This is a genomic window from Halorubrum yunnanense, from assembly GCF_026586675.1.
Lineage (GTDB): Archaea > Halobacteriota > Halobacteria > Halobacteriales > Haloferacaceae > Halorubrum > Halorubrum yunnanense.
Map to the genome: position 1 here is coordinate 31,374 of NZ_JAODIX010000011.1, position 20,953 is coordinate 52,326.

Consider the following 20,953-nt stretch of genomic DNA (forward strand, 5'->3'; position numbering starts at 1 on the left):
TGGCGGCGACGCCGCCAGCGACTCCCTCGCGCGTGCGACTTCGCGGCCTACCGGCCGCTCGTCGGCACGCGCCACCGCACCGTTGTTTATAAGGAATCGTCGCCGTCCCCGCACGGACGCGAGCGTGTCCGGAGGTGCGAGAGAGTTCACCGAATCCGAACGCAATGTGAATCGCGGGCCGCCGATCTCCATTTAAAAAGGGTCTGCTACTCCGCGTCCCGTTCCGCCAGCAGCTCCGTCGCCGTGAGCAGCGACTCCAGCTCCACGTCGTGCTCGGCGAGCAGCTCCGCTGCCCCCTCTTCACGGTCGACGACGACGAGCACGCGGTTCACCGTCGCGCCCGCCTCGCGGAGCGCCTCGACGGCGTCGACGGCGGACTGCCCCGTCGTGGCGATGTCCTCCAGCACGACGACCTCCTCGCCCTCGTCGAGCCGGCCCTCGATGCGGTTGCCCGTGCCGTACTCTTTCGCCTGCTTGCGCGCGATGACGTACGGGCGGCCCAGCTCGGCCGCCGTCACGGCCACGAGCGGGACGGCGCCGAGTGCGACCCCCGCGAGCTTCGCGTCCGCGTCGCCGACCCGCGCCGCGAACGCCTCGCTCACGAGCGTCAGCGCGTCCGGGTCGGTCTCGAACAGGTACTTGTCCACGTAGTAGTCGCTCGTCCCGCCGTGCGAGAGTTCGAACTCACCGAATCGGACGGCGTCGGCCGCCCGCAGCGCGGCGATCAGCTCGCGTCGTCGCTCGTCGTCGGTCATACCCAGAGGGGACGGGGCGGCGACCATAAACAGGTCGGAACGCGGGCGATGGTTATCGGTCGATACCGGCGGCGCCGCCGACGACGTCGGCCACGTCCTCGGGGGTGATCACGGCCAGGTCGCCGTCGACGGTGCGCTTCAGGGCGGCGGCTGCGGCGGCCCACTCCAGCGCGTCGGCGACGCCCCCGCCGTTGAGCCGCTTCGCGAGGTAGCCCGCGACAAACGCGTCGCCGGTGCCGATCGCGTCGAACGTCTCTGCGTCGAAGACGCCCTGCTCGTACACCGAGCCGTTCCGCAGCGCCACCGCCCCCTCCGTCCCTCGCGTGACGACGACGGTGTCGAAGCCGAACTCGGAGGCGAGCCCGTGGGCGATCTCGACGGCGTCGCCCTCGCGGTCCAGCACCTCGCGGGCGTCGCGCCGGGGGACGAACAGCGTGTCGACGTGCGCGAACAGCTCCTCGTACGCCGCCCGCGCCGCCTCGGGGTCCCAGAGCTTCGCCCGGTAGTTCAGGTCGAACGAGCGCGTCGCGCCGGCCTCGCCCGCGGCCCGGAGCAGCGCGGTCGTCGCCTCCGCGGCCCGGTCGGAGAGCGCCGGAGTGATCCCGGTCGTGTGGAAGCGGGCCGCCGACTCCAGCGCCCCGGTCGGCAGCTCGTCGGGCTCGACCGTCGTGATCGCGGCGTCGGCGCGGTCGTAGATCACGCTCGTGCCGCGGGGTTCGCCGCCGTGTTCGAGGTAGTACGTCCCGACGCGGCTCGACTCGGGGTCGGCCCACGCGACGCCGGTCCGGACGCCGTGGCTCCGGAGCTCGCCGACGAGCCGCCGCCCGAGCGGCGACTCCGGGAGCTTGGAGAGCCAGACGGCGTCGACGCCGAGTCGCGCCGCGCCGACCGCGACGTTGCTCTCCGCCCCGCCCGCCTGCACGTCGAGGGACCGAGCGGTCTCCAGCCGCTCGCCGCGCGGCGGCGAGAGTCGGAGCATCGTCTCGCCGAACGTCACGAGGTCCGTCACGCCGACCACCTCGCGGGCCGAGGTCCCGCTCTCGCCGCGGTCGCCGCGGTTGCCGCGCTCGCCGTCATCGCTGCGGTATCCATACCGGACCGTCGACGGGGGAACACAAAAGGGCAGGCGATCGGGGCCGGACCGAGAGCGCCGGGAGGGGTCAGTCCCCCGACCCGTCGACGGCGTCGTCGAGGGGCGTCGTCGGGAACAGCGCGTCGACGTCGGGGTCCGGGTCGATGAGACGGTAGCGGGCCCCGTCGCGCTCGGCGACCCCGGCGTCGGCGAGGTGGTCGAGGTGCGCGAACGCCTCGCCCGGCCCGTGGAGCACGTGGATGTCGACCAGCTCGCCGAACAGCTCGGCCGACACCTCCCACGCCGTCGCGGGGCCGCCGTCGGCGAGGACGTCGAGGACGCCTCGCGTCCGGTGGCGGTGGTGGTCGAGGATCGTCGCGGCCCGGCGGCTCGGGTCGTCAATCCGCTCGCGGTGGCCGGGGTGCGCCGCGTCGAAGTCGCGCTCGACGATCCGCGCGAGGCTCCGGGCGTACGCCGCGAGCGGCGCGTCGACCCGGACGTCCGCGCCGCCGACGTTCGGGGTGTACCGCGGGAGGAGCGCGTCCCCGGCGAACAGCTCCTCGGGGGCGGCCGAGTCGCCGCGGGACGCTCCCCCTTCCCAGTCGCGACCCCCTCGCCCCACCGGCTCGTGGTCCGGGACCTCGCGCGGGTCGAATGCGAACCCGCTGAGCCCGGCCGCGTGGCCCGGCAGGTGGACGGCCTCCAGCGCGACGCCGCCGACCTCGACGACGTCGCCGTCGGCGAACGTCGTCACGTCGGCGGAGCGGCCGCTGAGATCGGCGCTCACCGCGTCGAAGAACTCCCGGAGGCGATCCCGGTCCGCCTCGGGGAGCCCCCACCGCTCGAACGTCTCGCGCTGGAGGTCGCGATCGAGGAAGAGGGGGGCCTCACTGCCGTCGACGAGCGGCGCGTCGGCCTCGTGGATGAACACGTCAGCCCCGCCCGCGGCCTGGACCTCCCCGGCCAGCCCCGCGTGGTCGGGGTGCCAGTGAGTGAGGGCGACCGCGTCGACGTCGCCAAACGCGACCCCGTGCTCGGCGAGCCCCGCCTCCAGGTCGGCGCGGACGTCCGGGAGCGCGACGCCGGTGTCGACCAGCGCGGTCGTCTCGCCGTCCAGCAGGTAGACGTCGTTCTCGCCCTCGAACACGGTGTTGCCGAGCTGGATCCGCTTCACATCCCCTCGTCGTCGGGCGCGCATTTGAGGGTTGCCTCCGCGGAAATCGCCCCGGTCGCACCTCCGGAACGGAGCCGGCTCAGTCGACCACGTCGACGCCGGTGAACTCGAACCGGGCACCGCCGTCGGCGCTCTCGGCGACGCGCACGTCCCAGCCGTGGGCCGCCGCGACGGCGTCGACGATCTCCAGGCCGAAGCCGGTGCCGTCGTCGTTCGTCGTGTACCCCACCTCGAACACCGCCTCGCGGTCGCTCTCGGGGATCCCCGGCCCGTCGTCGGCGACGTAGAAGCCGCCGTCGACGTCGCTGACCGCGACCGTCACGCCCTCGCCCGCGTGTTCCACGCTGTTCCGCACGAGGTTCTCGAACACCTGCTTGAGCCGGCTTCGGTCGGCGCGGACCGCGCGGTCGGTCTCGATCCGCAGCGTCGCGTCGGCCGTTTCGACGCCCTCCCAGCACTCCTCGACGATCCGGCGGAGGGAGACCCGCTCCACCTCCTCCACGCCGTCCCCGTCGCGGGCGAGCGTCAGGAGGTCGTCGATGAGCGACCCCATCCGCTCGTGGGCGTCGGCGATGGCGTCGAGGTGTTCGGAGTCGCACTCCTCTCGGGCGAGGTCCAACCGCCCCTCGGCGACGGAGAGGGGGTTCCGGAGGTCGTGCGAGACGATGCTCGCGAACTCCTCTAACCGCTCGTTCTTCTCTCTGAGCACCTCCTCGCGCCGCTTCCGCTCGCTGACGTCCCGGATGACGCCGACGCGGTCGAGGCCGCCCAGTCCGTCCTCGCCCCCCGCGTCCTCGCTCTTCTCGCCCGCGAGTCGGCTGAACCGCATCTCCACCGGGAACCGCTCGCCGTCCGCGGTGAGGAACTCGTACTCGACGGCGCCGGCCTCCCGCTCTCCGGCCGCCATCTCGCGGCGGACCTCTCTGGCCTTCTCCGCGGCCTCCTCCGTCACCCAATCGTAGATGTCTGTCCCGATCAGCTCCTCGCGGCTCGCGCCCTTCATCTCCGCGTATCGGTCGTTGACGTACGCGATGGTCCCGTCGGGACGCACGGCGTAGACGGCGTCGTCGAGCGACTCGAGGATCGTCTCGTACCGGCGTATCTCCCGCTCCCGACGTGAGTCGTCCATCGTGGCTCTTCCCGTCTCCTCGTTTCGCCCGTCAAGTAATAAATGGGCCGTCGCGGTCGCCCCGCCCTGTCGGCCTTCGATCCGATCGCTTCGCTCGGCAACCCCGGGCGACTCCCGCGCGGATCCGGTGCGTTTTCGTCGCCGCGGGCCCACCCGGTCGCATGGAGTACCAACCGGGCGTCTGTAACATCGGACCGGCCCAACAGCGACGGCGGCTCCTCCTCGGGATCGCCTCGCTCCTCCTCGCGGTCGCCCTCGTCGCCGCGGTCGTCGCGGTCGGCTGGCCGCGCTGGGCGCTGCTGCTCTCGGTGTTCCCCCTGTACGGCGCCGCGATGGGCTACTTCCAGTACCGCGAGCGGTTCTGCGTCGGCTTCGCCGGGATCGGCGTCTTCGACGTCGGCGACGGGACCAACCAGGTCCTCGACGAGGCGGCGCTGGCCGCCGACCGAAAGCGCGCGATCAGGCTGAACGCGAAGTCGCTGGCCGCCGGGGTCGTCGGTGCAGTGGTGATCTACGGCGTCGCGGTCGTCGGTTTATAACAACTCGCGGGTCTCGTCCGCGTTCGATAGTGCGTTTTTACTTTCGGCGTGAGCAGTTTCGGAGCTTCCGGCGTTTATTTATATACCGTTGCCGGCGCAGCGAGCACTTCCGAAGCCCCGGCCGCTCGCTTATAAACAGTTGCTGATAGATCGTCGGTGAACACCTCCAAAGCCCCGGCCGCGAGGACTCGCGCGACTCGCTGTGCTCCTCGCTCAGTCGTTCACTCCGTTCACTCCTTCGCTGCGGTGCTTGCGTCGTCGTGCTTCCTCCTCGCGGCCGCCCCTTTGAGTCCCACCCCGCCCCGCTCCGCACAGCACCGCACGCCTCCCCAGCCTCGCCGCTCACTTCGTTCGCGACTCCTTCGCGCGTGCTCCTCGGCCGCGAGGCGGCCTCGGAGGCACGCGCCACCGCACCGCACCGCACCGCGAGCCGTGCCGTCCTCGAAGTCGAACTAGAGTACACGAACGTGTACATAGAAAAGCATTAGAACCGGCTCGGTAACCACGTAAGTGAATGAGTTTGTCCGAACCGGACCGCGAGCTCGTGGTCGCCGAGCTCGGCCGGGAGCCGACGACGGCCGAGGCCGCGCTGTTCGAGAACCTCTGGAGCGAGCACTGCGCGTACCGCTCCTCTCGCCCCCTACTCTCGGCCTTCGAGAGCGAGGGCGACCAGGTCGTCGTCGGGCCGGGCGACGACGCGGCCGTCCTCGCGCTGCCCGAGCCGGACGCCGCCGACGTACCTGCGGCCGACCGCGACCCCGACGACTACGGCGACCAGTACGTCACCTTCGGCGTCGAGAGCCACAACCACCCCTCCTTCGTCGACCCGTTCGACGGGGCCGCCACCGGGGTCGGGGGCATCGTCCGCGACACCATGTCGATGGGCGCGTATCCCATCGCCCTGCTCGACTCGCTGTACTTCGGCGGCTTCGACCGCGAGCGCTCGCGGTACCTCTTCGAGGGCGTCGTCGAGGGAATCTCCCACTACGGCAACTGCATCGGCGTCCCCACGGTGGGCGGCAGCGTCGCCTTCCACGGCGGCTACGAGGGGAACCCCCTCGTCAACGTCGCCTGCATCGGCCTCACGAACGGGGACCGGCTCGTGACGGCGACGGCGACGGAACCCGGCAACAAGCTCGTCCTCGTCGGCAACGGCACCGGCCGCGACGGGCTCGGCGGCGCGTCGTTCGCCTCCGAGGACCTCGCGGAGGACGCCGAGACCGAGGACCGGCCGGCGGTGCAGGTCGGCGACCCCTACGCCGAGAAGCGGCTGATCGAGTGCAACGAGGCCCTCGTCGACGAGGACCTCGTGCTGTCCGCCCGCGACCTCGGCGCGGCCGGGCTCGGTGGGGCCTCCTCAGAACTCGTCGCGAAGGGCGGGCTCGGCGCCCGCATCGACCTCGACCGCGTCCACCAGCGCGAGCCGGGGATGAACCCGACCGAGATCCTGCTCGCCGAGAGCCAGGAGCGCATGTGCTACGAGGTCGCCCCCGACGACGTCGACCGGGTCGCCGCGCTCGCCGACCGGTTCGACCTCGGCTGCTCCGTCATCGGCGAGGTGACCGACGGGAACTACGTCTGCGAGTTCGCGGGCGACGCCGACGAGAGCGAGGTCGTCGTCGACGTCCACGCCGAGTGCCTCGCCGACGGCGCCCCGATGAACGACCTCCCGAGCGCGGAACCGGCACAGCCGGCCCGCGACCTCCCCGACCCCGAGCCCGCCCTCGCCGACGCCGTCGAGGCGGTCGTCTCGGCGCCGTCGACGGCGAGCAAGCGCTGGGTGTACCGCCAGTACGACCACGAGGTGGGCGCCCGGACCGCGCTTAAACCCGGCGACGACGCCGCCATCATGGCGATCCGGGAGGCCGGAGAAGCCGGGGAGACCGCGGGAGACGACGAGGGGGCCGCCGCGTCCGACCCCGACCACGAGGGTGTCGGCCTCGCGCTCTCCTCGGGCGCGAACCCGAACTGGACCCAGACTGCCCCGTACGAGGGCGCCCGCGCCGTCGCGCTGGAGAACGCGACCAACCTCGCCGCGAAGGGCGCGGTCCCGCTCGCCGCGGTCGACTGCCTTAACGGCGGCAACCCCGAGAAGCCAGACGTGTACGGCGGGTTCGAGGGGATCGTCAACGGGCTCGCCGACGCCTGCGCCGCCCTCGACGTCCCGGTCGTCGGCGGCAACGTCTCGCTGTACAACGACAGCGTCGAGGGCCCGATCCCGCCGACGCCGACGCTCGCGGTGATCGGTACCAAGCACGGGTACGACGCCCCGCCGGCCGCGCTCGACGCGGCGCACGCGGCCGATTCCGAGCTCCTTCTCGTCGGCGCCGGTGGGGACGCGCTCGGCGGCTCCGAGTACCTCGCGCAGGCGGGCGGGACGGACCGGTTCCCGGACCTTCCGGACACCGATTCGACCGCTCTCTCCGGCCTCGTCGCGTCGCTCGCGGCGGTCGCGCGCCACGAGTCGACGCTCGCGACCCACGACGTGAGCGACGGCGGGCTCGCGGTCGCGCTCGCCGAGCTGATGACCGACGCGGCCGGCGCCGACGTCTCTCTGCCCGACCGCGTCGCGGCGTTCGACGAGACGCCCGGCCGCCTCGTCGTCCAGACTACCGACCCCGAGGCGGTCGCCGAGGCCGCCGGCGACCTCCCCGTACTTCGGCTCGGCGACGTCACGAGCGAGGGGACGCTCTCGCTGACGGTCGGCGGCGAGTCGACCGCGCTCGACGCCGACGCGATCCGCGAGCTCCGCGGCGTGATCGAGCGCGAACTGGCCTGACGGGTCGCCGAGGGCGCTCGCCCTCCCCATTTTCGCCGCGCGGAAGCGAGCGATACGTTTTTAGGTATTCCTAAAATATGTGGGTGCAACCACGGGACGCCGGTCGAACCGGCGCCCGACTCATCGATGGCTCAAACGCAACACGTCGGAACGAGACGGTCGAGCGACACGGAGAGCGGGTCGCCCGCGGACCCGTCGCTCGACCCGGTGTTGTCGCTGTCGAACGTGACGAAGGAGTTCGGCCCCGAGACCGCGGTTGACGGCGTCTCGCTGGACGTCGAGCCGGGCGAGCTCCTCACTTTCCTCGGCCCCTCCGGCTGCGGGAAGACGACGACGCTCCGGACGATCGCCGGGCTGGAGGAGCCGACCGACGGCGAGATCAGCCTCGGCGGCGAGACGGTCGCCGGCGACGGCGCGTTCGTCGCGCCGGAGGGTCGCGACGTCGGGATCGTCTTCCAGAACTTCGCGTTGTTCCCGCACCTCACCGTCCGCGAGAACATCGCCTTCGGGCTCTCTGACGCCGACGAGGAGACCGCCACGGCGCGCGTCGACGAGCTGCTCGACCTCGTCGATATGCCCGACCACGGCGAGAAGACGCCCGACCAGCTCTCCGGCGGGCAGAAGCAGCGCGTCGCGCTCGCCCGGTCGCTCGCCCCGGAGCCAGAGGTGCTCCTCCTCGACGAGCCGTTCTCGAACCTCGACGTCCGGCTCCGCGTGGAGATGCGCGAGGAGGTCCGCCGCATCCTGAAGGAGGCGGGCGTCACCGCCGTCTCCGTCACCCACGACCAGGAGGAGGCGATGTCCATCTCCGACCGCGTCGCCGTCATGAACGAGGGCGAAATCGAGCAGGTCGGCAGTCCCGAGACCGTCTTCGAGCGCCCCGAGTCGAAGTTCGTCGCCTCCTTCCTCGGGCGGGCGTCGTTCCTCGAGGGAGAGCTCCGCGACGAGCAGGTCGAGACCGGGATCGGCCGGTTCGACGCCGTCACGCTGGAGGGGTACGACAGCGTCTACGACGGGGCGCCCGTCGACGTCCTCGTGCGCCCAGACGACCTCCGGGCCACCCCCGCGAGCCCCGAGCTGGCGGACGGGATCATCGTCTCGCGGCAGTACGTCGGGCCGTCGTTCGTCTACCGGGTCGAGCTGGAGTCCGGCGACACGGTTCACTGCCTGCACAACCACGTCGAGGAGTTCGGACTCAACGAGCCGGTCACGGTCGAGCTCACCGCCGATCACCCGCTGGCGTGGTACCCGCGGTGAACGCGCCGCTATCGACGGTTTCAGCTGTCTTTTAAAAGCGGACGCGACGCGCGCCGCTCAGAGGCTGAACAGGAAGGGGATGACGTACGCCACCAGCAGGCCGACGAGGGTGACGGCCGCGCCGATGCCGACCTCGCGGCTGCCGAACCCCTGCATGGGAGACGTCACGCGTTCGTCCGGGTCGGGCTCGTGTGAGTGATCGTCCATGTGCTTGAGTGAGGACGGGAGGCACATAAGCGCATCTGAACGGGGCGGTGGATTTCGAACCACGGCCAAGCTTTGAGAAACGCTTTCCCGCGACCGACTCGAAACGCGGGTCGAACGACTCGACGTCGAGGAGCGCTGTGAGCGACTCACGAACGCCTGAAGAGGGCTCGGCCGGAGGCGACGACCCCGAGCGACCGCCCCGCTACGAGCAGGTGATCCGGTGGGTCGAGTATATCAAAGAGCACCCGCCCGAGGTGTGGGGGCCACAGCAGAACGCGGTGGTGAACGGACAGATAGAGAGCACGCGCGCGGTCGACGTGAGCGCCGAGGAGAAGCAAGCAATTCGGGAGTTCGCGGACGACGTGTTGGAGGCGGAAGGTGAGACCGATGAGGAAAATAACAACGAGGAGTAGATCGACACCCAAACTCAGCCGTAGAGTATCTCGTCGATGTCTGCTTCGTCGGTCGCGACCCCGGAACTGACCCGACCGCGCCGCATTCGTTCCTTTTCCTCCTCTGATAGCGGGAGCGACGATGCCATATCGGTGTCTCTCTCACGAGCCGTAGTGACATCCTCCTCGCCGTAAACGGCGAGGCTTCCCACGCATGGGGAATACCAGTTAGTCGTCGCTGGCAGAGGGTTCCGACTCTTCGTAGGCCGTGAGCGTCATCTGCGCTGGTACGCTCTTCTCACGGTGAGTCGTGGCGGTGTCACAACCGCTCCCATCCTGAGGCGAGTCATCGCGCTCCGCCTTGTCAAGCGGGACGCTCTCTCCCCACGGGTCGACCCGTCGTGCGATATTCGCGGAAGCGTTGATGTCGGCCTGAAACGTCGAAACGTGGCAGTCGCCGTTCGGACACCGAAACTCGGCTTGGGAGTCCCGCCGACCGATACGGTGGCACGAGTGACACGTCTGCGAGGTGTACGCCGGATTCACGTACTCGACCGGGATGCCTGCTTCCGTCGCCTTGTCCTCGATGCGCCCTTGCAGTCGGGCGAACGCCCACGAGTGAAGCCGACGGTTCATGTACTTCCCGTAGTCGAGACGCTCACGGATGTACGTCAAGTCCTCCATCACCAACACGGGATTCTCGTACCGCTTTGCGTACTCGACGGCTTGCCGAGACGCTTTCTCCACGATGTCGGTGAGCGCGTTCTGGTAGTGCGAGAAGCGGTCTTCGATACGCCACTCGGATACGTCACGCTCTTGGAGTCGTTTCAGGGTCGTGTGCATCTCTTTGCGGAGATGCTTCGCTCTGCTTCCGCTACACACGAACGGGTCAGTCGGAGAACCATCCTTGAGGGCACAGCCCGTGATGAGGGCGGTTTCTCCGATGTCTAAGCCGATGTGCGTGGTGTCACCGTTTGTCGTTGGTTCTTCGACCGGGTACTCGACGGTGACGTGCAGTACCCAGTTTTTCCGATGCTTCTGAAGCCGTATTTCGCCCGCCTTTGCGTCCTCCGATACGAGGTCATGCCAGAGGTCTTCCTGTTCAGGGTTGATGCGGAGCGGTATCCAGAAGTTCGTTCCCCGACCGGGACGCGGAACCCACCACGTGAACGCGTAGTCGCGTTCTTCAGAGTGGTCGAACTTCGCGGCTTGATTCGTGAGCCGTATCGGGTGGCCGTCGTCCAACTCCTTGGCGTTGTACGTCTTGCGGAGTTTCGGAACGTAGTTGCAGAGAGCGGCCTTGGCCTGATACGGGAGGTCGTAGGGCGTCACGATGTCGCTCACCGCCGACATGGTACTCGCTCCGGCGTCGAACGCTTCTTGCAGACCGTCACGGTAGGTTTCGAGCAGGTCGTTGAGTTTCGACTGCTTGTGCGCGGTGGGTGGCGCGAACGTCGCCTGCAACGTTTTTGTGACGGTCGTGGACATCGCTACTGCTCCTCCACGTACTTCATGAGTACGTCGATGCTCACTTGGCCGGTGGTGGCGAGGAAGTACCCCGGTTGCCAGAACGCCTTGTCGAGCGCCTGCCGAACCTCGGGATTCTCGTCACGGATTTTGCGGGACGTGACGCCCTTGAGCGAGTTGATGAACTTGGTGAGGTCGGTCGTTGGCTTCGCTGTGAAGAGGATATGAACGTGATCGCTTCCGCCGTTGACGTTCTGGATGTTCACGCCGAAGTCTTCTGAGATGTCGCTGGCAATCTCACCGACCCGTTCTGCGATTTCGTCGGTGAGGAGGTCTGCGCGGTACTTCGTGACGGTCACAAAGTGATATTGGAGCGCGTGGACCGTGTGCGACCCGGTTTCGAGGTTGTACTTCATTTGACCGTACTGATTTCTATATAGAGCGTGTCATAGAAACAGCCGCATGCTATTATAGGACTGCTTATGCGTTTTAACCCGTAACCGATTTAGAAGTACGTGCACTTGGTGCACGGCTGTAGAAAGCTGTTTTAGAGCGCCCATTCATTCACTGGAACGAATACTTTACGTCTATCGGCCATCGCGTGGCTCAGAACGAACAGCTGCTATGACAACGGGTTTGACCGTCTCGAAGCTACTGGCTCCGAATACGTGGGCAACCACGAGAACTATTCTATGACACGCTCATATATCCAATTTTAATAAAGATTTGCAGTCGTGGGGTATTCGGCCTGTAACCGACGGTGGAACGTGTAGGAGTTGTCGGCTTCACGCCCGCCGTAAACGGCGGGATTCTCGCCTTGAAAAAAGATAGTCGTTACTCGAACGACTCCAACTTCCCGACGATCTTCGTGTACACGTCCGGCGCCACGTCCCAGCCGTGATCGATCATCGCGTCGATGGCGTCGCGGCCCCCCGCCGTCGACAGCGCGCCGTCCTTCACGGCGGCGAGGACGAGATACGCGGTCCCGCGCGTCTCGATGTCCTCCACCTCGGCCGCGGAGCGCCCGGCGGACTCGTCCATCACGCCGACCGCGTCGCGGGCGTCCGCGCAGGCGAGGACCGCGGCGTCGGCGTCGCTCAACCCCGGATGCCGCGCGAGCCGCGTCGCGACCGGGGAGTCGTCCGTGTCGACCGCGACGACGTCGACGAGGCCGTCCTCCACGGCGCGCTCGATCCGACGCGCGTCGTCGTACCCCCGCCCGACGCCGGTCGTCACGACCTCGCGGTAGACGGCCTCCGGCACGACTGGCGGTTCGTCCAGCGTCTCGATGGCGTCGAGTCGCTCCGCCTTCGCGAGGTAGATCAGCGGCGTCGCGTCGAAGACCCAGCTCACAGCTCATCGAGGTCGGCTTCGAGGTGATCGGACGAGACCCACGCGTCGTCCGCGTCCTCGACGAGGTCGGCGAACTCCCAGACGGAGAGCCCGGCGAGTTCTGCGGCTTTTATAAGCGAAACGTCGCCGTCGGCGAAGCGTTCAAGCGCGCGCTCCGTGTGCCACTCCTCGAGCCCTTCGGAGAGGAGCTTCCGGACCGCCGTGCTTCGGTCGAGGCGTTCCGATTCGAGGTACGCCTCGAGTTCCGCTTCGAGGTCTTCGGGGACCCGGGTAGAGATCGTAGGCATGTTGTTTGCTATGTGTACAATGTGTTCATAGGTTTCGGCGGGCGGGGATCCAGCGATCGCGCTGACCACCATCGGTGCCACCGTATGCCAGCTGGCGGAGACCGACACAGCCTTCCGAGCCGCCCGAAGGACTAAACGGATATCAGTCGTATCTCATCGTATGACCTCGATTGTCCGGAACGAGGCGATTCGCTCCGGCGAGGCGCGCGTGGAAGGGACGCGGATCACCGTGCGCGACGTCAAGCGGCGCGTGATCGACGCCGATGAGGATCCACACGTCGTCGCCGGCGAGTACGAGATCTCGATGGCCGACCTCTTCGGCGCGCTCGCGCACTACTACGAACACCGCGACGCGTTCGAGGGCGACGAGCGGGAGGCCGAGCGGACACGGCGCGACGGCGAGCGACAGACGCGCGCCCTCGTCGAGGAACTCCACGGCGAGAACTCGGGGTCGACAGAGGACGCAGCGTAGTCGTGTCTCGGATTCTCGCCGACGCGAACGTGCCCGAAGAGTACGTCTCCGCGCTCCGAGGTGACGGGCACGATGTGGTGTACTCCCGGGAAATATCCGAACTCGGCCCGGAGGCGACCGATGACGCGATCGCGGCGTACGCCGAATCCGAAGCGATGGCGATCATCACGACCGACGTGAAAGACTTCGCTGATCGAGACGCCGTCGTCCCGGTCTTCGTCGCACCGCAGGACATGACCGGCGGGGCGTCCGTGCAGCGGTCGCACGTATCGAGGCGCTGCCGTTCGATCCGGCGGAGACGGAGCCGATCTGGCTCTCGGCGCTTTGATCGCCGTTCCCGCGACCGATTCCGACTTCCGGGCGAGTCACGTGTATCGGTCCGGAGCAACGCACCACCCGCGTTCGATCGCCGCGTCGTTCGTCTCGCGTCTCCGATCGGACGATAGCTCTCCGCGTTTCACCGGCGAGAGAACCACGGACGCGGGTGGAGGTGGTGTGCGTGCGGCGTTTGCTCTGTGTACGATATATTCGTAGGTTTCGACGGAATTCGTTCGTGAGCTTGTCTTGAATCGTGGAGTGGTCACCCTGACGCCCAAACGGTGGTCCCCGCTCGGGTGTCATTTATATAACCGCGAACGCAATACGCACGTATGTCAGAAACGGGTACAAACGACGCCGAAGTCGACGATCCCGAGACGACGACGATCAACGTCCGCGTCACCGAACGCCAGCTGGCGGAGATCGACGCGGTCTGGAAGGAGGAGGGGTACACCTCTCGGAGCGAGTTCCTTCGGCACGCGATCCGTGACGCGACGGATCATCCCGGCGCGTCACGCAGTATGTTGGCGAGCATCGCCGCCGAGGAGTACGCGATGCGAAACGGTGAGAGCGAGGCCGTCTCTCGCGATGAGGTCGTCGATATGATCGATGACGAGGAGTGACGACTGGACGTGGGAGTTCCGGCCACCCGCTGCGCGGGCGTTTGAGGGACTCGATACGCCGATACAGCAGCGTATCGTCTCGAAGCTCGACGACATCGTGACTGACGAGTGGCGGGACCCACCCGAGTATATCGAACCGCTGTCGGGCGTTCCGCACGGTAAAATTCGGATCGGTGACTTTCGGTTGGGAGCATCTGCCGATCGGGATCGAGAGGTAGTGGTAATCTACGATATCGAGCACCGATCGGGTGCGTACCGACCCGGCGACGACTGAGCGCCGATTCGAACGTGATGACCGACTCTGGAACCTCTGAGGGAAGCTCAGCCGAAGCCGACGACGACCCCGAGCGACCGCCCCGTTACGAGCAGGTGATCCGGTGGGCCGAGTATATAAAGGAACAGCCGGCCGAGGTGTGGCGCCCACAGCAGAACGCGGTCGTGAACGGCCAGATCGAGAGCGCGCGGCCGGTCGACGTGAGCGCGGAAGAGAAGCAGAGAATCCGGGAGTTCGCACGGGCGGAAGTTGACGAGGCGGTGGATTCCGATACGGGAGGCGGGGAGTAGTTCGCGATCAAAACTAGCCGCCGAACGGATCGGTTTTCGTGTCGTCTGTAGCGACCGTGTTTCCGGTACTGTTGTCCGAACTATCCGGCTTCACGAAGACGCCCTCGATCCCTTCAATCTCGATACCGGCGATTGATCCCTCCAGATCGCCGTCGAAATCCTCGACACCGAGGTTTTCGTTCACCAGAACGTACTCGAAGTCGTCGCTAGATGTCACGTTCCCGTCGTCCTCGCAGTATAATTTCGCGCTTACGACGCCGCTGACACCGCTGTTGCCGTTACTCTCACCGGTGAGTATCCGGAGATGTCCGCTATTGCCTGGGAACTTGACTTCTGTGACATGCCCGGTGACGTCTCGCGGTCGAAGCGTGAACTCCCGGGTCTTGTCGACGCTCGCGCCGCCGGCCTCGCCCGCGAACGACAGGGCGAACGACCCCTCACCCGCCTCGTCGAAATCGACCCGTACGTGCGCTTCGTTTCCGGGGCCGAGTTCGCCCTGACCGCTCTCGTCGTCTACGTCGATATCACTCTCTCCGCCCGTCCCGTCTACGAACGTTATCGGTCCCTCAGCCTCGATTTCGCCGATTGCGCCGTCCGCCGAGTTCAGCGTTACCGTCAGGTCGAGGCGATCGGCGAACTGGTTTTTGATCTGAACCGCGTCCACCTCTTCGTCGACCGCTATTCCGAGGTACGCCTCGTCATCCTCCACGACGTTCACCTCCACGCCGCGCTCGGCCTCGACGCTGCTGAACGCGCCGGTCCCCATGCTCATCGCGCCGGAGCTCGCGCCGCCGAGCAGCAGGATGAAGTTTCGTCGTTTCATTTGCGATGGGATCGCACGGTTCGGTCACTCGACACAACGCGCCCCGACCCTAAGGTTATGCGGCGCCGGAACCCCGGAAGGCACTGCTTGAACACCGGCGCCTTACTGTAGTTCCGGGGGTTCCTCGGGTTCGCCGACCTTCATCTCCGTGGTGTAGTACTTGTGCGTGATCGCGGAGAACGCGAACGCGACGACGATGGCGACCGTCCACGCCATGTTGGGAAGGAGGACGAACGGCCACGCGCCGAGCCACACCGCGCCGGTGAGCGCGGCCGCGACGCCCGAGAGCCCGAGGTAGTAGTCGCTCCACGGGATCTCCTTCCCCTCGACGACGTCCATGTAGAGGTCGACGTTCTGGAGCGCGGGCGTCGGCTCGACGACCCCCCGGTCCTTGTTGAAGTCGACGACGCCCGCGTCGTCCATCTTCGGCAGGTGGGACTGCTGGAGCGCGGTGTACACGCGCTTGCGCTCGTTGCCCGTGATCTCGGCCGTGTCGATCCCGTTCTCCCACGCCGCTATCTGTTCGGCCATATCACCGATCTCGATCCGATCCTTCTCCCCTCGTTTCAGCAGATGGACCGCGAACCGCCGCCGCTGGTTCGCCAGCACGTCGAACAGCTCATCTTCGGACACCTCCGTCGTCGGTTCTACCCCTCCCCCGTCTACCTGCTGTACCGACGCCATTTCTGTCTGACACACATGAATCGGCCAACATAAAACCCGCGGTCGTAATACTTTACCGAAGTTTCTCGGAGTTCAAAAACGGGTGGTGGTCGATCGCTCAAACATCCGAAAACAGGTGTTTAAGTGTCCTATAGCATATTTTTCGAATTGGTTAGTACATTGTAAATTCGATTAGTCGGGCAAATTTATCAGATTATGTATCGTTTAACGGTCGATCGGCATCGTTCAGGCTGCGGCCGAACCGGGGAAGACTCGTCTTCAAGCGGCGATTGAACCGGGGCGGCCGCGGTTCAGGCGGGGGCAGAACCGGGCGGCCGGGTTTCAGTCCCACCCGGAAGTGTTTCTGGAAATTCATAACGATATGGGATAGGCCCCATGGGTGTCGTAGAGCGACCCCGGGTGACGCGGGATGTCCCGCGTCGGCGGCCCGCGGGTCGTGTGCGAACACAGGTAACAACTATGACAAACCGACGCAAGTTCATGGCCGGATTGGGTGCATTAGCATCAGGGAGTGCAGCAGCAATAGGTACTGGTGCGTTTTCAAGTGTAGAGGCCGAACGTGACGTTACCGTCGAAGTCGGCGGTGACAACAGCGCATACTTAGGACTCAAGGCGGAGCGCGACGACATCATCAGCGACGATGGTGGTAATGGGCAGCTTAGTCTTGACTTCGGCTCGCAGACGACAAACAAAGGCGGTGAAGGATTCAATGAGGACGCCGAGACAGAGATTGATGGTGTGTTCAAGATCATCAATCAAGGAACCAATACTGTCGCTGCTGGGTTCTCTCAGAATCCCAGCCGGCCCCTTTACAACGTCGGTGTCAAGGCTACCACGAAACCGATTGACGGCGTCGAGCTTGAGGTTCAGAACGCGGAATCGTTCGACGAAGGTGACAGTCAAGGTGCCGTCCTCAACCCTGGTGACAGCACGCTTGTTGACGTAACGGTCGATACGCTGGACGACGACCCAGAAAATGAGAACGGACAAGTGGTTATTGGAGCATTCGTGGAGGACTTCTAACAATGAACCGACGTAGTCTCATCGCCGGTATCGGTGCATTGTCCACAGGTAGTGCCGCGGCGCTCGGAACCGGTGCGTTCTCGAGCGCAGCGGCACAGCGGAGTGTTAGTGTCCAAGTTGCTGACGACGCAAGTGCGTACCTCGCGATAGAGTCAACGAGCCAATACGCTGACGGAAGTGGCGACGCGATCGCCTTGGATTTCGGTACCCTCGTCGAAGATCAAGACGGAAACGATCTAGGTGAGCACGTCGGAGAAAATTCAAGCACAGTCTTCGGCAGTGGAGCTGCAGATAGAAATGTCTTCACTGTTCGCAATCAGGGTAGGAACAAGGTAAAAATATCCCCTCAATATCAGGTTCTGAGGTTCGACAGCGACGGAAATTCGGTTGAAAGTGACGGTGAGTTGGCTATTGCGCTAGCCCTCGGTACTGGTAATGTATCTGAACAGGCAGAATTGTCGACAGGAGATTCGGCAGGGTACTTTGTCCAAATCGTTGCAGGAGATAACCCACCGGACACCGTGACCGCAACGTTCGAAATCAACGCGAACGAGATCGAAGACTAACAAGCTTATAAAGCCCCACAATGAAACGACGCACCTTCGTATTTGGTCTGGGCACGGCTGTCACCGGCAGCGGTGCACTAATCGGTAGTGGGGCGTTCTCGAGCGCCGAGGCAGAACGGAGTGTAAGCGTCGAGACCGCTGACGATGACGACGCGTACTTAGCGTTGATCAAAGGCGAGAGCGCTACTGATGATAGGGCCTACAGAGACGATGGACAACTGAACTTCACCTTCCCCGGCCTACGGGAGAGAACTGATTGGCTAATCGACACCAACCCAGAGAATCCCGAAGGACTCGGAGAAGACTCAGTTTACCGATTCGGGAGTGAAACTGACGGGGATCCGTTGTTCTTCTCGAGAAACCAGGGAACCCAGACGATCGAACTGTACAGTCGGCAGGATGATACAGAAGGTCTCCCACACGTTCAAATATTCAACGTGAACACGGGGGACCTCCTCACCGGAGACGGTACTAGAGCGGTCCTTGAAACTGGTGACTCGGTGCCACTCGGTCTTCAGATCGATACGACGGGGGTTGACGCACAAGAGAGTGCGTATAGCGTATCGCTGACAATTGTTGGCAAAGCAACGGAACAATAGCCAATATAACTCCCCGGGTTGACGAAACAGAAGAACGCGATTCCGTCTTCTCCTTCTCTGTCGACTCTTGAACTATTGATAGCTTCACACCGATCCGACTCCGCTGGTAGGTATTCAGCGAGGGACACTGAAACGGCAATTCTAATTATTGGAACGTATTCTGAGGGAAATCATGCCGTTCGCCTGGCTGACATCTCGTTACAGGCAACCCCTTCAGCCGTTTCAGGCACCGCGTTATCAAGAGCCTACAGGCACAAGCAGAGGTAGACGTACCCTATGCCAACCCTCCGCCGCACCCTGATCCTCGCCCTCGTCCTCGTAGCCGCGGGTTCGCTGATCTTCACCACGGGCGCGGCGGTTATCGACGGCGACGCCGACACCTTCGCGGAGGACCGCCTCGCGATCCAGCCGGCCGACGGCCCGAACGGGAACTATTCTTATTTAAATGACGACGACGAGATCGCGATCGACGTCTCGGCGTCGAACCCGAACATCCAGGATCCCTCCTTCGACGGCGTCAACGTCGACTCGACCGGGACGATCGACGACGTGTTCACGATCACGTACACGGCCGACCGGTACGCGCACGTGTGGATCGAGTACGACGGCGACGGCGAGGTCACGTTCGTCGCCGACGGCGACTCGATCGAGGGCGAGGCGAACAACGTCACGCTCGCGCCCAACCAGACCGTCACGGTCGGCCTCGAACTCGACACGCGCGGGAAGGCCGCCGGGACGCAGCTGGGCGCCGACGAGTTCTCGATCGAGGCGAAGATCGCGGAGCCCGACGCGGTCGGGGGAACGGGGGCGTCGACCCAGCAGACCGGCGACGGCGGCCCGACCACGACGGTCACCTCCCCGAGCGCGGACCGCCGCGAGTTCGTCGCGAGCGACGTCGAGCGCGGCGAGGCGGTCCAGTTCCTCGCCGAGGGAATGGAGATCGCCGGCGATGACGTGACGCTCGAAGGGATCGACTTGGAGGGCGTCCGGAACGAGCGCGTCGAACTGGACGCCGAGGGGAGCCGTGACTCCTTCGCGAACGGGAGCGCGCTGACGGCGCCGACCCGCCCGCGCCCGGTCGGGTACCTCTCGCTGGACTACGACTTCGCGCCCAACGCGGTCGACGCGATGACGATCCGGTTCAGCGCGGACCCGGCGTACCTCAACGAGACCGGGACCGACCCCGAGGACGTGACGCTCTACCGGCAGACGGAGGCGGGCGCGTGGGAGGAGGTGCCGGTCGAGATCGTCGACGAGGCGGTCGTGGAGATCATGGGGCTCCCCGAGGACCGCGTCCACTTCCGGGCGACGACCGAGGAGTTCTCCACGTTCGCGGTCGCGGAGCGCGTTCCCCGGTACGACGTGACCGAGGCGACGGTCGCGCCCGAGGCGGTCGACCCCGGTGAGAACGTCACGGTCCGGACGACCCTGCGGAACGGCGGCGGCGCGGCCGGCGAGCGCACGGTGACGCTGACGGCGAACGGCACCCCGGTCGCGAACGAGACCGTTTCACTCGACCCGAACGAGACGGCGACGGTCGCGTTCGACGCGACCTTCGGGACCGCCGGCGCCTACGACCTCGCGGTCGACGGGACCGCCGTCGGGACGCTGCTCGTCGGCGACCCCGCGGGCGACGACGCGGGGGGATCGGGCGACGAGTCGAACGTCGGCAGCGACGAGTCCGCCACCGTCACCGGGACCACGGAGGAGCCGTTCGGGATCGACCCGGCGGATCTCGCCGGTCCGCTCGCGCTCGTGGTTATCGCCGTCGCCACCCTCGCGCTCGTCCGGCGGATGCCGCGATGACCGGCCGGTCGTCTCGGGGCGCCCTCGTTCGAACTGTCTTCCCGGACATCGATTTTTCAGCTCCGAGACGCGCGCCGACAGGTCTTACCCGCTGGTCGGCGAGGTCCCGCCCGTGACCGCGCCACCGACCGACGAGCGCGACCGCGCCGTCGGCGCCGCGAGCGCCGACCGGGACGCGGACCGGGCCCTCCGCCGGGAGCTGCTCGCGAGCGTTCGAGCCGTCGACCTGCTCGTCCTGCTCGCGGTGCCGGCGGTCCTGCTCGCGGTCTTCGCGCTCCCGGAGCCGACCCGTCGGTCACTCGCGTTCGCGTACGCGGACCCGACCGTCCCGACCGCGTTCGCCGCGCACTACGTCCACCTCGACGCCGGCCACCTCGCCGGGAACGTGGCGAGCTACTGCCTCCTCGCGGGCGTCGGCTACGCGCTCGCGGTCCTCGGGGACGCCCGCCGCTTCTTTTTGACCGCGCTGGCGACGTTCCTGCTGGCGTTCCCGTTCGTGCTCTCGGGACTGAACCTCGCTGTCCCGCGGGACGCGATCGGGTTCGGCTTCTCCGGGATCAACATGGCGCTCGCGGGGCTGCTCCCGCTGCTGCTCGGGACGTACGCCCGCGAGCGGTTCGCCCCGGACGCGTCGCTCCGCGCGCTCCCCGCGGTCTTCTTCGCGCTCCTCGGCTGGATCGCGCTGCTCGCGCTCCCGCTCTCGACGACCGGCGTCGGGCTCGCTGGCCTCGCGGTCGGCGTCGCGGGCGCGCTGCTCGCGCTCCTCTACGCGTCGAGCGCCGGGATCCGCGTCCTCGCGACCGCGCGCGAGGGGCTCCGCGAGATCGCCTCCCGGCCGGGCGAAGGCGACCTCTTCGCCGTCGGCGCGGTCCTCGTCGTCGCCTACCCCGTCGTCGGGTTCCCGGCCGACCCGACCGGCGCCGGCAGCGTCGTGAACCTCTACGTCCACCTGCTGGGGTTCTGTCTCGCCTTCATCGGCCCCTTCGCGCTGCTCGCGGTCGGGGCGTTCGACGAGTGAGATCGCGAGACAGAGGGGCGCCCGCGCCGCGAGCCGCGAGCGTCCG

Annotated in this window: 27 protein-coding genes; 14 read left to right on the forward strand and 13 right to left on the reverse strand. The window is 66.4% G+C overall.

Annotated elements, in window-relative coordinates:
• From N5096_RS02790 to N5096_RS02810, 5 genes are all read right to left on the reverse strand, one after another.
• Positions 1 to 192 (reverse strand): hypothetical protein (locus N5096_RS02790; protein ID WP_267662813.1); only part of this gene is annotated, 192 nt, incomplete at its 3' end.
• A 14-nt stretch (positions 193 to 206) separates the two neighbouring features.
• Entirely contained in the window at positions 207 to 755 is a 549-nt protein-coding gene (pyrE, locus tag N5096_RS02795; RefSeq protein WP_267662814.1) for an orotate phosphoribosyltransferase, read from the reverse strand.
• A gap of 52 nt (positions 756 to 807) precedes the next feature.
• Positions 808 to 1,773, reverse strand: coding sequence for a bifunctional 2-dehydro-3-deoxygluconokinase/2-dehydro-3-deoxygalactonokinase (gene kdgK1, locus N5096_RS02800; protein ID WP_309243299.1), 966 nt, complete (start codon positions 1,771 to 1,773; stop codon positions 808 to 810).
• A 142-nt stretch (positions 1,774 to 1,915) separates the two neighbouring features.
• On the reverse strand, positions 1,916 to 3,001 hold the full coding sequence (locus N5096_RS02805; protein WP_267662816.1) for an MBL fold metallo-hydrolase: 1,086 nt from the start codon (positions 2,999 to 3,001) through the stop codon (positions 1,916 to 1,918).
• Positions 3,002 to 3,080: 79 nt separating this feature from the next.
• A complete protein-coding gene (locus N5096_RS02810) occupies positions 3,081 to 4,130 on the reverse strand; it encodes a two-component system sensor histidine kinase NtrB (protein WP_267662817.1) in 1,050 nt (349 codons plus the stop codon).
• A gap of 161 nt (positions 4,131 to 4,291) precedes the next feature.
• Here N5096_RS02810 and N5096_RS02815 point away from each other — a divergent pair, with 161 nt between their 5' ends.
• The 3 genes from N5096_RS02815 (at position 4,292) to N5096_RS02825 (ending at position 8,705) form a co-directional block, all read left to right on the forward strand.
• The gene (locus N5096_RS02815; protein WP_267662818.1) at positions 4,292 to 4,669 is read left to right on the forward strand and encodes a hypothetical protein; all 378 of its coding nucleotides are present in this window, start codon (positions 4,292 to 4,294) and stop codon (positions 4,667 to 4,669) included.
• Positions 4,670 to 5,183: 514 nt separating this feature from the next.
• A complete protein-coding gene (purL, locus tag N5096_RS02820; protein ID WP_267662819.1) occupies positions 5,184 to 7,448 on the forward strand; it encodes a phosphoribosylformylglycinamidine synthase subunit PurL in 2,265 nt (754 codons plus the stop codon).
• Positions 7,449 to 7,574: 126 nt separating this feature from the next.
• Positions 7,575 to 8,705, forward strand: coding sequence for an ABC transporter ATP-binding protein (locus tag N5096_RS02825; RefSeq protein WP_267662820.1), 1,131 nt, complete (start codon positions 7,575 to 7,577; stop codon positions 8,703 to 8,705).
• A gap of 57 nt (positions 8,706 to 8,762) precedes the next feature.
• On the opposite strand, the gene N5096_RS02830 is transcribed toward N5096_RS02825, so the two are convergent.
• Positions 8,763 to 8,912, reverse strand: coding sequence for a DUF7550 family protein (locus tag N5096_RS02830; RefSeq protein WP_267662821.1), 150 nt, complete (start codon positions 8,910 to 8,912; stop codon positions 8,763 to 8,765).
• A gap of 137 nt (positions 8,913 to 9,049) precedes the next feature.
• On the opposite strand from N5096_RS02830, the gene N5096_RS02835 reads away from it, so the two are divergent.
• Positions 9,050 to 9,325, forward strand: coding sequence for a DUF8150 family protein (locus N5096_RS02835; protein WP_267662822.1), 276 nt, complete (start codon positions 9,050 to 9,052; stop codon positions 9,323 to 9,325).
• Positions 9,326 to 9,339: 14 nt separating this feature from the next.
• Here the strand turns inward: N5096_RS02835 and N5096_RS02840 are convergent, their stop codons facing one another.
• The 5 genes from N5096_RS02840 to N5096_RS02860 form a co-directional block, all read right to left on the reverse strand.
• Complete coding sequence (locus N5096_RS02840) at positions 9,340 to 9,516, reverse strand: hypothetical protein (RefSeq protein ID WP_267662823.1); 177 nt, start codon at positions 9,514 to 9,516, stop codon at positions 9,340 to 9,342.
• A gap of 16 nt (positions 9,517 to 9,532) precedes the next feature.
• Entirely contained in the window at positions 9,533 to 10,792 is a 1,260-nt protein-coding gene (locus N5096_RS02845) for an RNA-guided endonuclease InsQ/TnpB family protein (protein ID WP_267662824.1), read from the reverse strand.
• Positions 10,793 to 10,794: 2 nt separating this feature from the next.
• On the reverse strand, positions 10,795 to 11,187 hold the full coding sequence (gene tnpA / locus N5096_RS02850) for an IS200/IS605 family transposase (protein ID WP_267662825.1): 393 nt from the start codon (positions 11,185 to 11,187) through the stop codon (positions 10,795 to 10,797).
• A 418-nt stretch (positions 11,188 to 11,605) separates the two neighbouring features.
• Positions 11,606 to 12,124 carry a DUF3368 domain-containing protein gene (locus tag N5096_RS02855; RefSeq protein ID WP_267662826.1) on the reverse strand — a complete coding sequence of 173 codons (519 nt, stop codon included), beginning with the start codon at positions 12,122 to 12,124 and terminating at the stop codon, positions 11,606 to 11,608.
• The gene (locus tag N5096_RS02860) at positions 12,121 to 12,411 is read right to left on the reverse strand and encodes a UPF0175 family protein (RefSeq protein WP_267662827.1); all 291 of its coding nucleotides are present in this window, start codon (positions 12,409 to 12,411) and stop codon (positions 12,121 to 12,123) included. The genes N5096_RS02855 and N5096_RS02860 overlap by 4 nt, the downstream gene beginning before the upstream one ends.
• A 160-nt stretch (positions 12,412 to 12,571) precedes the next feature.
• Here N5096_RS02860 and N5096_RS02865 point away from each other — a divergent pair, with 160 nt between their 5' ends.
• The 5 genes from N5096_RS02865 (at position 12,572) to N5096_RS02880 (ending at position 14,388) form a co-directional block, all read left to right on the forward strand.
• Positions 12,572 to 12,883, forward strand: coding sequence for a DUF433 domain-containing protein (locus N5096_RS02865; RefSeq protein WP_267662828.1), 312 nt, complete (start codon positions 12,572 to 12,574; stop codon positions 12,881 to 12,883).
• Positions 12,884 to 12,912: 29 nt separating this feature from the next.
• A complete protein-coding gene (locus N5096_RS16465) occupies positions 12,913 to 13,329 on the forward strand; it encodes a DUF5615 family PIN-like protein (RefSeq protein ID WP_379789868.1) in 417 nt (138 codons plus the stop codon).
• A gap of 204 nt (positions 13,330 to 13,533) precedes the next feature.
• Positions 13,534 to 13,824 carry a ribbon-helix-helix domain-containing protein gene (locus tag N5096_RS02870; RefSeq protein ID WP_267662829.1) on the forward strand — a complete coding sequence of 97 codons (291 nt, stop codon included), beginning with the start codon at positions 13,534 to 13,536 and terminating at the stop codon, positions 13,822 to 13,824.
• Positions 13,811 to 14,098, forward strand: coding sequence for a type II toxin-antitoxin system RelE family toxin (locus tag N5096_RS02875; RefSeq protein ID WP_267662830.1), 288 nt, complete (start codon positions 13,811 to 13,813; stop codon positions 14,096 to 14,098). Before N5096_RS02870 ends, N5096_RS02875 begins: the two co-directional genes overlap by 14 nt.
• A 17-nt stretch (positions 14,099 to 14,115) precedes the next feature.
• A complete protein-coding gene (locus tag N5096_RS02880) occupies positions 14,116 to 14,388 on the forward strand; it encodes a DUF8150 family protein (RefSeq protein WP_267662831.1) in 273 nt (90 codons plus the stop codon).
• Between the two features lie 13 nt (positions 14,389 to 14,401).
• On the opposite strand, the gene N5096_RS02885 is transcribed toward N5096_RS02880, so the two are convergent.
• Both N5096_RS02885 and N5096_RS02890 read right to left on the reverse strand, forming a co-directional pair.
• A complete protein-coding gene (locus tag N5096_RS02885; RefSeq protein ID WP_267662832.1) occupies positions 14,402 to 15,154 on the reverse strand; it encodes a hypothetical protein in 753 nt (250 codons plus the stop codon).
• A gap of 159 nt (positions 15,155 to 15,313) precedes the next feature.
• Positions 15,314 to 15,895 (reverse strand): DUF7344 domain-containing protein, encoded by a 582-nt coding sequence (locus N5096_RS02890; RefSeq protein ID WP_267662850.1) that lies wholly within the window; start codon positions 15,893 to 15,895, stop codon positions 15,314 to 15,316.
• 480 nt (positions 15,896 to 16,375) lie between these two features.
• Between N5096_RS02890 and N5096_RS02895 the strand changes: the two genes are divergently transcribed.
• From N5096_RS02895 to N5096_RS02915, 5 genes are all read left to right on the forward strand, one after another.
• Positions 16,376 to 16,918 carry a hypothetical protein gene (locus N5096_RS02895; protein WP_267662833.1) on the forward strand — a complete coding sequence of 181 codons (543 nt, stop codon included), beginning with the start codon at positions 16,376 to 16,378 and terminating at the stop codon, positions 16,916 to 16,918.
• 2 nt (positions 16,919 to 16,920) lie between these two features.
• Complete coding sequence (locus tag N5096_RS02900) at positions 16,921 to 17,484, forward strand: hypothetical protein (protein WP_267662834.1); 564 nt, start codon at positions 16,921 to 16,923, stop codon at positions 17,482 to 17,484.
• A gap of 20 nt (positions 17,485 to 17,504) precedes the next feature.
• Positions 17,505 to 18,083: a hypothetical protein gene (locus N5096_RS02905; RefSeq protein ID WP_267662835.1), complete on the forward strand. Its 579-nt coding sequence runs from the start codon at positions 17,505 to 17,507 to the stop codon at positions 18,081 to 18,083.
• A 276-nt stretch (positions 18,084 to 18,359) separates the two neighbouring features.
• Positions 18,360 to 19,889, forward strand: a complete 1,530-nt coding sequence (locus N5096_RS02910; protein WP_267662836.1) for a CARDB domain-containing protein — start codon at positions 18,360 to 18,362, stop codon at positions 19,887 to 19,889.
• Positions 19,890 to 20,001: 112 nt separating this feature from the next.
• Positions 20,002 to 20,907, forward strand: a complete 906-nt coding sequence (locus N5096_RS02915) for a hypothetical protein (RefSeq protein ID WP_267662837.1) — start codon at positions 20,002 to 20,004, stop codon at positions 20,905 to 20,907.
• Positions 20,908 to 20,953 lie beyond the last annotated feature (46 nt).

Coding starts and splice junctions, on each gene's coding strand:
- pyrE (WP_267662814.1), bottom strand. CDS start 755: ATGACCGACGACGAGCGACGACGCGAGCTGATCGCCGCGCTGCGGGCG.
- N5096_RS02810 (WP_267662817.1), bottom strand. CDS start 4,130: ATGGACGACTCACGTCGGGAGCGGGAGATACGCCGGTACGAGACGATC.
- N5096_RS02815 (WP_267662818.1), top strand. CDS start 4,292: ATGGAGTACCAACCGGGCGTCTGTAACATCGGACCGGCCCAACAGCGA.
- purL (WP_267662819.1), top strand. CDS start 5,184: ATGAGTTTGTCCGAACCGGACCGCGAGCTCGTGGTCGCCGAGCTCGGC.
- N5096_RS02825 (WP_267662820.1), top strand. CDS start 7,575: ATGGCTCAAACGCAACACGTCGGAACGAGACGGTCGAGCGACACGGAG.
- N5096_RS02830 (WP_267662821.1), bottom strand. CDS start 8,912: ATGGACGATCACTCACACGAGCCCGACCCGGACGAACGCGTGACGTCT.
- N5096_RS02845 (WP_267662824.1), bottom strand. CDS start 10,792: ATGTCCACGACCGTCACAAAAACGTTGCAGGCGACGTTCGCGCCACCC.
- tnpA (WP_267662825.1), bottom strand. CDS start 11,187: ATGAAGTACAACCTCGAAACCGGGTCGCACACGGTCCACGCGCTCCAA.
- N5096_RS02860 (WP_267662827.1), bottom strand. CDS start 12,411: ATGCCTACGATCTCTACCCGGGTCCCCGAAGACCTCGAAGCGGAACTC.
- N5096_RS02865 (WP_267662828.1), top strand. CDS start 12,572: ATGACCTCGATTGTCCGGAACGAGGCGATTCGCTCCGGCGAGGCGCGC.
- N5096_RS02870 (WP_267662829.1), top strand. CDS start 13,534: ATGTCAGAAACGGGTACAAACGACGCCGAAGTCGACGATCCCGAGACG.
- N5096_RS02875 (WP_267662830.1), top strand. CDS start 13,811: ATGACGAGGAGTGACGACTGGACGTGGGAGTTCCGGCCACCCGCTGCG.
- N5096_RS02880 (WP_267662831.1), top strand. CDS start 14,116: ATGACCGACTCTGGAACCTCTGAGGGAAGCTCAGCCGAAGCCGACGAC.
- N5096_RS02885 (WP_267662832.1), bottom strand. CDS start 15,154: ATGGGGACCGGCGCGTTCAGCAGCGTCGAGGCCGAGCGCGGCGTGGAG.
- N5096_RS02890 (WP_267662850.1), bottom strand. CDS start 15,895: ATGGCGTCGGTACAGCAGGTAGACGGGGGAGGGGTAGAACCGACGACG.
- N5096_RS02895 (WP_267662833.1), top strand. CDS start 16,376: ATGGCCGGATTGGGTGCATTAGCATCAGGGAGTGCAGCAGCAATAGGT.
- N5096_RS02900 (WP_267662834.1), top strand. CDS start 16,921: ATGAACCGACGTAGTCTCATCGCCGGTATCGGTGCATTGTCCACAGGT.
- N5096_RS02905 (WP_267662835.1), top strand. CDS start 17,505: ATGAAACGACGCACCTTCGTATTTGGTCTGGGCACGGCTGTCACCGGC.
- N5096_RS02910 (WP_267662836.1), top strand. CDS start 18,360: ATGCCAACCCTCCGCCGCACCCTGATCCTCGCCCTCGTCCTCGTAGCC.